This is a genomic window from Providencia sp. 21OH12SH02B-Prov (assembly GCF_027362595.1).
In the GTDB taxonomy this organism is placed as follows: domain Bacteria; phylum Pseudomonadota; class Gammaproteobacteria; order Enterobacterales; family Enterobacteriaceae; genus Providencia; species Providencia zhejiangensis.
In genome coordinates, this window is record NZ_CP114796.1 from 1,982,348 (window position 1) to 1,996,359 (window position 14,012).

Annotated in this window: 14 protein-coding genes; 7 read left to right on the forward strand and 7 right to left on the reverse strand. The window is 36.4% G+C overall.

Annotated features, from left to right (window positions below):
• Positions 1 to 3 precede the first annotated feature (3 nt).
• The 4 genes from hflD to rluE form a co-directional block, all read right to left on the reverse strand.
• On the reverse strand, positions 4 to 636 hold the full coding sequence (gene hflD / locus O7C57_RS09435; RefSeq protein ID WP_163861391.1) for a high frequency lysogenization protein HflD: 633 nt from the start codon (positions 634 to 636) through the stop codon (positions 4 to 6).
• A 2-nt stretch (positions 637 to 638) separates the two neighbouring features.
• Positions 639 to 1,742 carry a tRNA 2-thiouridine(34) synthase MnmA gene (gene mnmA / locus O7C57_RS09440; protein WP_154624136.1) on the reverse strand — a complete coding sequence of 368 codons (1,104 nt, stop codon included), beginning with the start codon at positions 1,740 to 1,742 and terminating at the stop codon, positions 639 to 641.
• Between the two features lie 203 nt (positions 1,743 to 1,945).
• Positions 1,946 to 2,395 carry an NUDIX domain-containing protein gene (locus O7C57_RS09445; protein ID WP_154624135.1) on the reverse strand — a complete coding sequence of 150 codons (450 nt, stop codon included), beginning with the start codon at positions 2,393 to 2,395 and terminating at the stop codon, positions 1,946 to 1,948.
• On the reverse strand, positions 2,388 to 3,053 hold the full coding sequence (gene rluE / locus O7C57_RS09450) for a 23S rRNA pseudouridine(2457) synthase RluE (protein WP_269723943.1): 666 nt from the start codon (positions 3,051 to 3,053) through the stop codon (positions 2,388 to 2,390). The genes O7C57_RS09445 and rluE overlap by 8 nt, the downstream gene beginning before the upstream one ends.
• Positions 3,054 to 4,079: 1,026 nt before the next feature.
• Between rluE and icd the strand changes: the two genes are divergently transcribed.
• The 6 genes from icd to lpxL all read left to right on the forward strand — a co-directional run bounded on the left by icd (position 4,080) and on the right by lpxL (position 9,655).
• Positions 4,080 to 5,333 carry an NADP-dependent isocitrate dehydrogenase gene (icd, locus tag O7C57_RS09455; protein ID WP_154622573.1) on the forward strand — a complete coding sequence of 418 codons (1,254 nt, stop codon included), beginning with the start codon at positions 4,080 to 4,082 and terminating at the stop codon, positions 5,331 to 5,333.
• 139 nt (positions 5,334 to 5,472) lie between these two features.
• Positions 5,473 to 5,976, forward strand: a complete 504-nt coding sequence (locus O7C57_RS09460; protein WP_269723944.1) for a DUF2971 domain-containing protein — start codon at positions 5,473 to 5,475, stop codon at positions 5,974 to 5,976.
• A gap of 119 nt (positions 5,977 to 6,095) precedes the next feature.
• The gene (locus tag O7C57_RS09465; RefSeq protein ID WP_251464063.1) at positions 6,096 to 6,626 is read left to right on the forward strand and encodes a hypothetical protein; all 531 of its coding nucleotides are present in this window, start codon (positions 6,096 to 6,098) and stop codon (positions 6,624 to 6,626) included.
• Positions 6,627 to 6,745: 119 nt separating this feature from the next.
• The gene (locus O7C57_RS09470; protein WP_154622570.1) at positions 6,746 to 7,273 is read left to right on the forward strand and encodes a hypothetical protein; all 528 of its coding nucleotides are present in this window, start codon (positions 6,746 to 6,748) and stop codon (positions 7,271 to 7,273) included.
• A 749-nt stretch (positions 7,274 to 8,022) separates the two neighbouring features.
• On the forward strand, positions 8,023 to 8,487 hold the full coding sequence (locus tag O7C57_RS09475) for an Hsp20 family protein (RefSeq protein WP_154622569.1): 465 nt from the start codon (positions 8,023 to 8,025) through the stop codon (positions 8,485 to 8,487).
• Positions 8,488 to 8,731: 244 nt separating this feature from the next.
• Positions 8,732 to 9,655, forward strand: a complete 924-nt coding sequence (gene lpxL, locus O7C57_RS09480) for an LpxL/LpxP family Kdo(2)-lipid IV(A) lauroyl/palmitoleoyl acyltransferase (RefSeq protein ID WP_154635547.1) — start codon at positions 8,732 to 8,734, stop codon at positions 9,653 to 9,655.
• Between the two features lie 300 nt (positions 9,656 to 9,955).
• Here the strand turns inward: lpxL and O7C57_RS09485 are convergent, their stop codons facing one another.
• Entirely contained in the window at positions 9,956 to 10,135 is a 180-nt protein-coding gene (locus O7C57_RS09485; RefSeq protein ID WP_154622787.1) for a hypothetical protein, read from the reverse strand.
• A 634-nt stretch (positions 10,136 to 10,769) separates the two neighbouring features.
• Here O7C57_RS09485 and O7C57_RS09490 point away from each other — a divergent pair.
• On the forward strand, positions 10,770 to 11,159 hold the full coding sequence (locus tag O7C57_RS09490) for a nuclear transport factor 2 family protein (RefSeq protein ID WP_196713174.1): 390 nt from the start codon (positions 10,770 to 10,772) through the stop codon (positions 11,157 to 11,159).
• A 69-nt stretch (positions 11,160 to 11,228) separates the two neighbouring features.
• Here the strand turns inward: O7C57_RS09490 and O7C57_RS09495 are convergent, their stop codons facing one another.
• Together O7C57_RS09495 and O7C57_RS09500 are read right to left on the reverse strand one after the other, a co-directional pair.
• The gene (locus tag O7C57_RS09495; RefSeq protein WP_154622864.1) at positions 11,229 to 12,071 is read right to left on the reverse strand and encodes an MBL fold metallo-hydrolase; all 843 of its coding nucleotides are present in this window, start codon (positions 12,069 to 12,071) and stop codon (positions 11,229 to 11,231) included.
• A 160-nt stretch (positions 12,072 to 12,231) separates the two neighbouring features.
• Positions 12,232 to 13,866, reverse strand: coding sequence for a methyl-accepting chemotaxis protein (locus O7C57_RS09500; RefSeq protein WP_269723945.1), 1,635 nt, complete (start codon positions 13,864 to 13,866; stop codon positions 12,232 to 12,234).
• Between the last annotated feature and the right edge of the window lie 146 nt (positions 13,867 to 14,012).

Below are 14,012 nucleotides of genomic sequence, written 5' to 3' on the forward strand. Positions count from 1 at the left end.
GATTTAAAGGTGAGACAAAATTTCTTTCGCCTGATGACTCAGACGGCTTCGGGAAAACATTAATTGCAGACGGCTTCCCCCAACTTGCTGCCATAATACAGCACTTCGAATACCACACAGCAAGAGCGTTCTGACTTTGGCTTGCACGAGTGAATTTTTTAAAATTTCAGGGGAACCTGTAACTTGTATACGTGGACCGAGTGGACTGATCACATCCACATAAATTCCGGCTAATGCATTAAACACACCTTCAGACATCGGTTCAAAGTAATCCGCTTGGCGCTCGAATTGTTCAATACGTTGTCCAAGTTGGTTCATGGCCTGTTGATCTTTATTGAGACGTCGTTCTAGCACCATGATACTTAACATATAGCGGGTCATTTCGGCAGATAAACCACTACCGCTATTACCGCCTGATAACATGCTGAGCATCGCACCTAGTCCGACTTTTAGATTCGCAGGGTCGTTACCATAAACATCAATCGTTGAAGACGGATTCATGTTAGTTAAACTGTTGACCATGACTTCAAGGTCATGGTCATTACAAATACCTTCTTGAGCAAGTTTCTGTACCATGTGACTTGCTTGGCAAATGCCCGCGAGCGCAAGTGTAATATCGCGATAATTTTTAGCCACAATTACTCCTGAATACGGGATTCAATAATACCGCCACCTAAGCATACCTCATCAAGGTAAAACACAGCAGACTGACCTGGGGTAACCGCCGCCACTGGATAGTCGAAAGTGACTTCAACTTTACCTTCATTGAGCGGGGTAACAGTGCAAGGGATGTCTGCTTGGCGATAGCGCGTTTTAACAACACAGCGTAGTGTTTGTGTTAATGGCTCTCTATCAACCCAGTCTAATTGTTGTGCGATCAGTCCTGTAGACATTAGTCTTGGGTGCTCATGGCCTTGCGCAACAATCAGCTGATTATTTTCAACATCTTTATCGACGACATACCAAGGTTCATCTGAACCTTCTTTTGTCCCACCAATACCAAGTCCTTTACGCTGACCGAGCGTGTGGTACATCAATCCTTCATGCTCGCCGATGGTTTCACCTTCAACAGTAACAATAGGACCTGGCTGTGCAGGTAAATAACGACCAAGGAAATCGCGGAATTTTCGCTCACCAATAAAACAAATACCGGTTGAATCTTTTTTCTTTGCGGTGACCAATCCAATTTCTTCAGCGATACGGCGAACTTCAGGTTTTTCTAATTCGCCAACAGGGAACAGACTTTTACTGATTTGTTCATAGCTGAGTGTATAAAGAAAATAACTTTGATCTTTATTACTATCCAAGCCGCGAAGTAATTGGCTTTTACCATCAACATCACGACGGCGGACATAATGACCAGTTGCAATATAATCTGCACCGAGATCTTCTGCTGCAAATTCAAGAAATGCTTTAAACTTAATTTCTTTGTTGCATAGAATATCTGGATTTGGTGTGCGTCCAGCTTTGTATTCAGACAGGAAATGTTCAAAAACATTATCCCAATATTCTGCTGCGAAATTGATGGTATGAAGTTCAATACCTAATTTATCACAAACGGACTGCGCATCAGCCAAGTCGGTCGCTGCGGAGCAATACTCCTCATCGTCATCTTCTTCCCAGTTTTTCATGAACAGACCAACAACCTGATACCCTTGCTGCTGGAGCAAATAAGCTGAAACGGATGAGTCAACACCACCGGACATACCGACGATGACTTTTTTTTGGCTGTTATCTGACATGTAATACTCTCACTGCGGAAAAATTAAGCCCCATACTTTACCATGTTGTCCCCTTGTTACGCCAGCGTTAGCCGGGGGAATATTCTTATCGCTCGTAACAGATTACATCTTCACCGTATTGAGGCACGCCATTGCCATGACAACATAGCTGGGATGCATCTTTAATCAGCCATCTATAGGCTGTTATTATGGTGGAGCATTGATTATCGATAGTGATCACCAAATGCACCAAGTACATCAAGAGGATAGCTAGTTCCTTCAAGGAAACATCGAATACTTTCAGCAACAAGTGGAGAGCGTAAGCATTGACTTTCAAGAATATCTTGCGCACTAACCCAGTGACAGCAAGAGATATCGCTATCTTGAGGTTGAGTTTCACACTGTTCAGTCAGCGCTAAAGAAAAGAGAAAACGTATAAATGGTGTCTCATCAGGCGCAATCCATTGATGAATTTTAATGAGCCTTTGAGGTTGTCCCTTGATCCCTGTTTCTTCGAACAGCTCGCGTTCAGCAGCAGCGAGTAGCGTTTCATTCGCTTCTAAATGACCGGCTGGTTGATTCCATGTCGCTTTACCATTAACTAGCTCTTCAACAACTAAAAATTTATCGTTTACATGGACAATTGTTGCAACGGTAACGTGAGGTTTAAACAAGAGTGATCTCCTTCCATTCGCCTGGCAATAAATTATTCAGTGTATATTCACCGATCTGGTAACGGACCAATCGTAAAGTCGGGAAGCCAATATTTGCGGTCATTCGCCTGACTTGGCGATTTCGCCCCTCATTAAGCGTGATTTTTAACCAACTTGTTGGAATGTGTTTTCGTTCACGGATAGGGGGCATTCTTGGCCATAACCAACTTGGCTCATCGACTAATTCGATACCTGCGGGGCGAGTTGGTCCGTCATTGAGCACTAAACCGCGACGAAACTTTTCTAGCGAGGTTTCGTCAGGAATGCCTTCGACTTGTGCATAATAAATTTTATGCGTATTTTTGTATGGCTGCGTTAAGTGCGCTTGCAATTTTCCATCATTGGTCAAAATTAAGAGGCCTTCACTGTCACGATCTAATCGACCAGCCGCATAAACGCCTGTAATAGGAATATATTTTTTTAAGGTATCTCGGCCTTGCTCATCGGTAAATTGAGGGAGCACATCAAAGGGCTTATTAAATAAGATGACTTTGCGTGCAACGACTGATTTAGGTTTAGATGAGAATGCATGAGAATGATTAGAGGCTGGTTTGCGAACAAACTTACGTTGACTTTTTTTATTGGCTGGAGGCTTTGCTTTATGATTCGCTATGGGCATGGGAACTCATTTTAACCGATTAATATTGTATTAATAAAACTCAGACCAGCATTCTACTGACTGATTTTTTTAGTCTAGTTGATTTTCACACAAAATGACACCGGGATAAGCGTGAGCGAAGCAAAACTAAAATACAGGGCTAATTCAAGCAGTAAAATCATAATAGGATACGATAAGTTAATAAGCAAAGAATAACGCTATGGTATTTATTTCAGTATTATCAATCGCATGAGGACACGCCATTTCACTTATCCTTGTAGGATTTTTATTAGGTATTTACCAAATTAGCCACAGTTAACGAGCAGAAAACGGTGGGTACTTAATCCATCTATTTAAAAAGCGTCATTGTCAGCAGCTGTAGATTGATGCGATGTTATTTCCGTTAATCGATAAATAACGGTTTACAGTAATTTGCTATTTTCGGAGCAATGTACTCACAAAATATCGTTGTTTCTCTATCATTTTGAGGGGGATAAATAGAAAATGCGTTCGATTTACATGTGTCAAACATACTGTAAAAAATACCTATCAGGTAGAAAGGCGACTGAATTTTCTATTGGCACTTTTGTCTTAAAAAGATTGGATAAATCCGTTTTATTTAAAAATAAACATAACGAATAAATATATTCATATAGACTCAGTGATATTTAATAAATTACGTTAATATAAAAAATACATTAACAAATATTATATATATAAATTAAATAAAATTTAACAATGCTATTGATTGAAAGTGACCTGTTAATAGTTTCTTTTTTCACCAATTTTTTATTGGTTTAATAAATTATTGCTACGACATAATTTTTATGTGATATCGCCAATAATTCAAAGGGATTTGTAATGTTATGATTTTAATCCGATTCTTTCTTTTTTATAGGGATGTAACAATCATTGATAAACACGTTTAATGCGATCCACATAAAACCTTGAACGACTAACCATTGGCGTTAGAGAAAGATTGAAGTAGTATTGACGGGTCTCTTACAAAAAATTAACAAGCAAATGCGCAAGTGAAAGGAGAGGTTAATGGAAAGCAAAGTAGTAGTTCCGGCAGAAGGCGCTAAAATTACCATTGATGCCAAAGGCAAACTGAATGTTCCAAACAACCCAATCATTCCCTACATTGAAGGTGATGGTATTGGTGTTGATGTAACTCCAGCGATGTTGAAAGTGGTTGATGCGGCAGTTAACAAAGCCTATAACGGCGAGCGCAAAATTTCCTGGATGGAAATCTATACCGGCGAAAAATCTACTCAATTATATGGTAAAGATGTTTGGTTACCGCAAGAAACTCTCGATTTAATCCGTGATTACCGTGTTTCGATTAAAGGCCCTCTGACAACCCCAGTTGGTGGTGGTATTCGTTCTTTGAACGTTGCACTACGTCAACAGCTTGACCTCTACATCTGCCTACGTCCAGTTCGTTACTATAAAGGTACACCAAGCCCAGTTAAACAGCCTGAGCTGACTGATATGGTTATTTTCCGTGAGAACTCAGAAGATATCTATGCAGGTATTGAATGGAAAGCGGGTAGCGCAGAAGCAGATAAAGTCATCAATTTCCTGAAAAATGAAATGGGTGTCACCAAAATTCGTTTCCCAGAAAACTGTGGTATTGGTATTAAGCCTTGCTCAGAAGAAGGGACAAAACGTTTAGTTCGTGCGGCGATTGAATATGCGATCGATAATGGGCGTGATTCAGTTACTCTAGTGCATAAAGGCAACATTATGAAGTTTACTGAAGGTGCCTTTAAAGATTGGGGTTACCAACTAGCTCTAGAAGAGTTTGGCGGTGAATTACTTGATGGCGGCCCTTGGGTTAAAATTAAGAATCCAAAAAATGGCAAAGATATCATCATTAAAGATGTGATTGCCGATGCCTTCTTGCAACAAATTCTGCTGCGTCCAGCGGAGTATGATGTTATCGCATGTATGAACCTAAATGGTGACTATATTTCTGACGCATTAGCGGCACAAGTTGGTGGTATTGGTATCGCTCCAGGTGCAAACATTGGTTCAGAATGTGCGCTGTTTGAAGCAACACACGGAACAGCACCTAAATATGCAGGTCAGGATAAAGTGAACCCAGGTTCAATTATTCTTTCTGCTGAGATGATGCTACGTCACATGGGCTGGACTGAAGCCGCTGACCTTATCGTTAAAGGTATGGAAGGCGCAATCGAAGCTAAGACCGTAACTTATGACTTCGAACGTCTGATGGACGGCGCTAAACTACTGAAATGTAGCGAATTCGGCGACGCAATCATCAAACACATGTAATTTATTACGTGGTGTGATTAATAACGGGAGCTTAATAGTTCCCGTTTTTTATTGTCACATTTGAAGTGGTTATCAAAGATAGCCTACATTATCTACAGATAATTTATATCTTGATGACATCGTCCTAAGGGAAACTAGTATGAGAGTATTCAAGTATAGAGGTGGAGATAAAGATGTGTTTTCAAGGGATTTATCTTCATTAGAACAGGATTATTTTTGGTCTCCTAATTATGATAAGTTAAACGACCCATGTGAAGGTCTAGTATTAACAGATCAAGTATTTGATCAATTAGATGTTTTAAATAGTGCGCTTGGTAATACAAAACAAACCTCTTTAAATTCACTTGATTCATTAAAGGAAGCATTTAGTGATTTAATTGCTACTAAAGATAAGTCTGGAATTTACTCTTTGAGTAAGACTTTTACTCATGAATTGTTATGGGCGCATTATGCTGATAGCCATAATGGTTTTTGTATTGAATATGATTTAGATAAGTTGTGTGAATTTGAAGGTGCTAGATATTCTATTTTTGATGTCATATATCAAAATAAACCACCGATAATAAATGTTGGCGATATATTTGCATCGGATGCGCAAAATGAAGTTATTCAAATTCTCGTATTGAGTATTGATAAGAAGTAGATGACAACGAATACCGTTGGCTTAGTTGTTTTATCAGTTATTTTGGTGATTTTTATTGTCTGAAATCTGCAATTACCCTAGTATTTACGTACTTAAATTAAATATGAATATGGTGATGTATGAAAAAGGGAGTTGTAGCTGGTTTATTAACAATGGCTTGCTTTAATGGTTATACAGCGGAGCTAAATAATGAAACTAAAGCGCCATTCGGCTTGAAGTGGAAACAAAGCTTTGAAGACGTCAATAAAAATGAAGATATCGATTTAAGAAATTGCAAAAGTATGCGCGAATATAAGGCATGCGATATCGATTTGTATTTTTCAAATGATAAAGCGCCTTTCACTCCGTGGACTATGAATGCCATACTGTTATTTAAAGATAACGAGCTGATTTCAGTGACAAATGGGTATCATGTGAGTGAATCTAAAAAGAGTGATTGCGGTAGCATACCTGAAGAAATTAAGTACCTTTCGAGTCTGGGTGTTGACACGACACAACTAACGGAATTAACAAAATTATGCGCCACTTTCGAAAATAAGGGTATAAAGAAAATCATTAAAACACACTATGGTACTGTCGAGTTTGTCGTCATGAAAGTTCCTTTTGGTGAAGTCATTGGTATCACCACTTATAAATTGGATAATCAATAGAATCTGCACTTCTACTCAGTTAATATTCCGATGCTCACTCTTGAATTGAAGTTGTGGAACAGCGTTAGAAGCTGTATTTTGCTTTATTACTGATAAATCATAAATTACTTGTGAATATGATGAAAAAAGCTCTCTCTTCAATTGCTCTGCTATTTGTACTTCCTTGTATATTTAGTGTCAGTGTTGCTGATACTAATAACAAAATACAAAAAATTGAAAAACTTCCTCAACCATACTCCGAGAGTGACTTATATGGCTATTGGTTTGATGCTTATAACACTCCAGAAATAAAAATTCTTAAACTTATGATACTAGCTCCAGATGGAGTTGCGATAGACTCATTATTGATTCAAGCAGGGAATGATGTCGAAGAGGTAAAGCAGGAATCTAGATGGCGTTTTGACCCAAAATCCAGTGTGCTAACGCAAGAAGTCACCAGCATGACTTATACAATCAATGGGAAAGTAGAACCAAAAGATCTTGGTAAGATAGAACCGGTAAAAGTTTCAGTTGTTATTCAGAAGAGTGGTGATGATATTTATATGGGTACCGTTTCTAGTGATGGAACGTTAGAAATTTACCAAAAAATAACGAAAGCAATGAAAGATGAAATTCATAAAAAAGCACATGGTAATGTATACGAATAAAATTCAATATCACTTTGATATCTTTCCCAATAATCTGACCGCACCGTTGATTGAGGGAAGTTCGAATTTTGAGGCGTGTAGCTTTAAGTAATTTTATTCAGACTCTGTTATTGAACGCTTCAATGCCGACTCATTACCATGCAAACGTAATAATCAAAAATTGCTGACTAAGGCAAGTTATTCTGGGTGGATAAAACCCAATATTCTCTTGTTTACATCTTTGCAAATGCACTTCGCTATTCCTTTAACCTTGGGTCATTATCTTTTGTCCACACGCGCCCACACATGTCACATGACCAGTTATTTTTATTTTTGCGTATTCCATAAAAATGACAGAAAGGGCATGTTTTAGGAGTGTATGGGGTCGGTCTCTTTTTGATGGCTTCTTTCATTTGCTTATCCATTATGCTGCTATTTAAATATAAGTTATTTTAACGTAATTTAATGGCTAGCATGGGATTTCATCAAGGAAATCTGTCGGTATTATTATCACTAGACGCATGCAAACTAGCGCTGTTGGTATCATTTATATGTCTCCTGTTGTTAGCACCTTGAAAAATTTATAGCTTATCCCCATAGTTGATTATACGTAGCGTTGGGTGATAATTGATTAGTTGATTGATAATCAAGGGGGTTAAAAGGAAATATAAAAATTATGTCTTGGGGACTTGAAAAACGATTATGAGTTCCTATTTATATCATGGGTAGGTAAGAGACCCTTAAGTTTAATTAATATTGGAGGAGGAATTATGGCTAACATTAGACCTTTTTCATTATTTCCAACACTTTCTGATAATATACTTTCCAATCGATTTGACCAAATAGACCGTTTATTTAGTCAACTGACAGGAAGTAAGCCTATTTCATCGCCTATACAAACTTATAACCTCAAACAGGTTGATGATAACCGCTATGAGCTGACGGTGAGTGTTCCTGGATATCAAGAAAGTGATTTAACGGTTTCATTAAAAGGTGGTCGCTTATTGGTAGAAGGGAAAAAAGAAGAAAAAATTCAGGAAGATAACGAAAAGTGGATCCATCGAGGTATATCTCAAGGACAATTTACCTTACAGTTTGACCTCGGTAAGAATGTCCAAATAGAGAAAGCGGACCTATCCAGTGGGCTGCTCACAATTAATATTGAATATGAATTGCCAGAAGAGGAAAAACCACAAATGATAGCGATAGAGAATAAAGATAAGCAATCATCATAATAGGTTACATCAATATATTAGGCTGCACATATTGTGCAGCCTTTTTTATTCTTAGTTGGCGTCAATTATTGATGACTTAAACAGAAATGCATTCCCTTTGCAAGAGGAGATAATATAATCTTTATTTATATAATCAAAATAATCGTTTTTTATAAATAATCATGTCATAATCTTTTTGAATTAAAATTAGTTGTTAATGTCTAATTTTGATTGCATACCGTAAAGATAAAATACAGAGAAACATATGTACGCTAAAAATCTATTCTCCCTAAAACTGCTCCATCCTAAATATATTATAACATGGTTGGGAATCATCCTATTGTTTTTATTAGTTCAATTACCTTACAAATGGCTTTTGTGGCTTGGTGCATTTCTGGGGGAAAACTCGAAGTATTTTATTAAAAGAAGAGTTTCAATTATAAAAAGAAACTTAGAGCTATGTTTTCCAAATAAAAATAGTAAAGAAATAAATGATCTCGTTCATGAAAACTTACGATCTTTAGGTATTGCATTATTTGAAACGGGAATTGCATGGTTTTGGAGTGATAAAAGAGTTAAAAAATTATTTCAGGTAAAAGGAATTGATAACTACCAAGAAGCCATTGCGAAAAATAAAGGTGTCATTATAGTTGGCGTTCACTTTATGTCGCTGGAGCTGGGGGGGCGGATAATGGGTCTCTGTTTTCCTGTGAACGCTATGTATCGGCCGCATAACAATAAAGCGATGGAATATATTCAAACTAAAGGTCGATGCAGATCAGGCAAAGGGATGATTGATCGTAAGAATTTAAAATTTATGGTCCAAGAATTGAAAAGTGGGAAAGCAATATGGTTCGCACCCGATCAAGATTTTGGTAAAAAAGGAACGGTATTCGTCCCCTTTTTCTCAGTTCAAAATACCTCAACCTCAAAAGGCACATCAACACTTGCGCAACTGTCTCATTCTCCAACACTTACGGTAACACTGCTACGGAATAAAAATGGTGTGAATTATGATTTAGTGTTAGGTAAGGAACTGATTGATTATCCAACTAATGACACATTACGTGATGCGGCAACGATTAACTCTGTATTAGAAAAAGAAATCATGAAAGCGCCAGAACAGTATTTATGGGCACATAGACGGTTTAAAACAAGGCCAGATGGGGAGCCTTCTCTTTATATGTAAAAGAGAGCATGATGATCTAAGGCGGATATCCACCTTTGACAGTGATGATTATGGTTAAGTTGTCTAGGCAGAGTTTGAAGGTGTTTTTATGGACAATGATGAATAATCATTAATTTTATTAATGGACGTTATTTGTATGTTGGAAAATTCGTTTTGGTCATTAATTTAATCAATAAAAATCTAGCTAGTTTAATTGAAGTTTTGAGCATCTAGTCAGATGGTTACAAAGATTTCTTTATGAATAATGATGATAAAACCCTCATGTCGAGGGTTTTAATATTAAGTTAAGATAGTAATGCGTTATGGTCCTTCACCACCGGAATCAATACCACCTATTCCTGGCGTATAGTTGATACAAATTGCTTCGCCAGTGAGAGGGTCAATACTTGGATTTGGCGGACACCATGTTACCGTTTCAGTGGCATAAGCTGCGAAAGCTGATGAACAAAGAATAGTAAGTATAAGCAAGAAACTTTTCATGATAGTCTCCTCTGTTTGTGGGGGGTATGTAAATTTTATTATTAATAATATGCAGAGGATAAATCAGCTATTATTTATTGTGATGAACATCAATTAAATTTAGTTTTATTTAATTGATTGATTTTAAATGGCAATTAAAAGCCAATCGATAATTAGAATGAATTTTAAGGCGACATGAATATAAAACAAATGGTAGATTTTATTTGAAATTAAAAATGAGAATAAGATTTTTTTAATAATAAGATAGTTGAAATAAAAAGAGGTATATAGCTTTAGGCTAAAGGCTTATTCTTCTGAGAGGCTATCTTGATAAGTGAATTCACTTAAAAAATTCATGTAGCCTTAATAACCAACGGTATGATACGACAACAATTGGATTTAATATGATGACTCATATGTATTAAGGTTAATAAATTCTATTTTTATCAGAGGATTAAAATAGTCAAGCTTATAGTATTGAATACAAAAAGCAGTGCTATTGTTATATGCCCATAAAATCCTATTTGTTGGCTTTTGTTCGCGTTTTTTACCTATAATTAATTTTTTCATGGCATTTTTGAAGAATAGACTTGAAAAGAATGTGCAATGACAAAATATGTATTGAATAATGTTTTTAAATAGATGGAAATTAAATATGAATAATATGAATTTTGTTCAACAGGCTCTTACAAGCGTACTTGGCAAAGAAATTGGCTCAGTTGCGGTTATTGAACAATATTTTTCACCGAATTACATCCAAATTGTTGATGGTAAGCAAATAGATTATGATGAATTTGTTGCTCATCTCAAAGTACTAAAAGAAGCCACCAATAGTATTACTATCACGATCAAATCTATTGCTGAAGGGCAGAACTGTGTTCATACTCAGCATATTGCACATGCAGAGAAAAAAAATGGAGAGGTGAGTGAATTTGAAGTGTTCGCTTGTTTTCATTTATCAGACGGGAAAATTATTCGTTGTGAAGAACTCACGAGAATGATTTCTGGCGCAAAAAGCGATGGTGATCTTGGCTCAAGAGTATAGCTATTATTGAGGAATACAACAAAATTATCGAGTGATGGTGAAGAGTAGGCACCATCACTCAGCGGGTGATTATGAAGGATAGTTTAATACTAACCCGACACCAACCTCTTGAATTTTAGTATATTTTGAAAGATGAATTTTAGCTGCTAAATCAGTGCAATGACAAGGATGTATCTGTTTAGCATCAAGTTGGCTAAAATAGTCACCAGTTTGGTTTAAGACTTCATCAGAAGCTTGTTGTAAATGGAACCCACCGATAACAGTGACTATTTTATCCATTTTGGTAACTTTTTTCGCATATTCAACGATATTACAAATACCTGCATGCGAGCAGCCTGTAATAACGATTAGGCCTTCAGACGTTTTAATCGCTAATGCACTGTCATCCCATACATAATCATCAATAGGCTGATTGTTATTATCAACTGTCGTACCAATAGGTTCTTTTCCTTCAAAAGTATTAGTTCTGGGAATTTGTCCTAAGAATATAACATTATCAGTCAGATAAAATGGCTTAACGGTTTCATGGTTTTCAAAATAAGCCGTTAATACAGCTTTAGGAATATTAGCGCCGATAACTTTATCACCAAAACGTTTGGGAAGAAGGGCATCTGGATGATAGATCAGACGTATTTTTTTAGGGAAAAGGCTGTTACGACGGTCATAGTGTTGTATTAAATGATTTAGCCCCCAAGTATGGTCATTATGTCCATGTGATAAGGCTAAGTCAGTGATATTTGCTAGGTCTATGCCCATTGTGTGTGCATTATCGATAAATATGTCTGAATAGCCAGTATCAAAAAGAATTTGATGTCCATCAGCATCAATATGATAGCAAACTCCGGGTTCACCACAAAAATAGCTATCAATAAGGGTATTATTATCAACAAGAACGGATATTTTTATTGTCATGTTAACTCATTATATATTTGGTTAATCTCTTATTAGCAACATCGTTATATCAGAATAAAGCCAAAAAATAACTTATTAAAAATGCTTTCTATGTGCAAGAAAATTACGAAGGTAGTGACTAATAAGCCACTACCCAGTTAAAAAATTAAATATTTTGAGTTCAAGTATTCTGTGTTTCTAATGTGTTAGAAGTCGCATCAAGGTGAAATATATCCATAATTTCTTTTAGTAATTCAGATTGTTTTTTTAAAGATTGTAGAGAACTCTGTAATTCCTTAGTCATTGTTGCATTAGCTTGGGTTGTATTGTCCAGCTCATTAATGGCAAGATGAATTTGTCCAACGCCGTGGGTTTGTTCAGTGGATGCATGAGAAATACTTTGGATCATATTATTAATATTGGATGTACTTTTCGCAATGGAAACAATATTGTCATTAGCATCCGCGGCAAGTTGAAAGCAATGATGAATTTTTTCATTCGAATTATCGATCAGCGTTTTAATCTCTTTAGAAGCTTGGTTACAGCTCATGGAAAGCTCGCGCACTTCATTAGCGACGACGGCAAAGCCTTTACCATGTTCACCTACACGCGCGGCTTCTACAGCGGCATTTAAAGCCAGTAAGTTAGTTTGAAAGGCAATATTATCAATTGTAGAGGTAATTTTGCTAATTTCTTTCGAAAAATCGACGATATCATCCATATTTTCAACTACATCAGAAATAAGCTCATTGCTTTTGTCAATCGTTATGCTGGTTTTCTCCATTAATTGGCATGATTCATGAGTATGGGCGCTATTAAGTTTAAAAGAGGAATCGAGTTCTTCTATACTTGCCGCAGTTTCAACTATTGCAGCTGCTTGCTGATCTGCTCTAATAGAAAGATCTTGATTCATTTGTGTAATTTCATTTAGTTCGTTTTTTATACTATGCGCGTTTGAATGGATATTCTTGACAATATCGATCAGTTTTTTTTGCATGTTAGAAACATGTGATTTAAGTAACTTTATTTCAGCAAGGCCTGTGTGATCAAAATTGTGGTAAAGAATGCCTTGGCTGACTTTTTCGATGCCGTCAATGACTTGGTTTAGAGGACGAATAAATAGATATTGAAGAATGAAGCGAATTAATAATGTGACTAGCGTTAGAATCACAATGACCGTAATGATACCTATAATACTTTTTCGGTATAGCTGTTCACTCGCAACGGATATTTCATGATAGCTTTGATTGAGATTTTGGTGATAATAATTGAGGTTTTGTTCAAATGCATCTTGAAACTTTTGTGTCGGTTGATTCAAAAAATCATACGTTTTGCCTTGTACTAAAAAACTGGACAACTCTATTAGCGCGGTTCTTAGTTCAGTATAACTTTTATCTAACTCATTAAATATTAACTCATTTTTATTTTGTGATAAGCTGGCGAATTCTAGCCATTGCTGTTCTGTATCCTCAATTTTTTCATGAAATTGTTTGACTAAACTATCAACGTCAGTATTTGCTGTTTGCATTTTATTAATAACTAATAAATGTCTTGAACTTGCTCTATTTATAGTATTTCTCGCTTGTAAAAGAGATTGCCATGTCTTATTTAATGCGGATTGTTCTTGATAAATGTTGTCCAGTTTATCGACGGTTATTTGGTAGTTTTTTAGATAGCTAAAAAATAACCAACAAGAAGAAAGCAATAATACAATCAGTAATCCTGATAACAGCCAAATGAGTGTAGTTGTTTTAAGACCTGAAAACGAAAATCGGAAATTAGGTAATTTAGTTTTTTTTGCAATAGCAGACATCATTGATTATTTCCTTACATACTGTCGGTAACATGCTTGAGCATGTACAAATAAACTACTTGATAGATATAAAGTGATGACCAAATAGATATAAACAATCTGGCAATACCTTATGGCAGTCGTACAGAAGTCAGGCGTAGGCACTAATC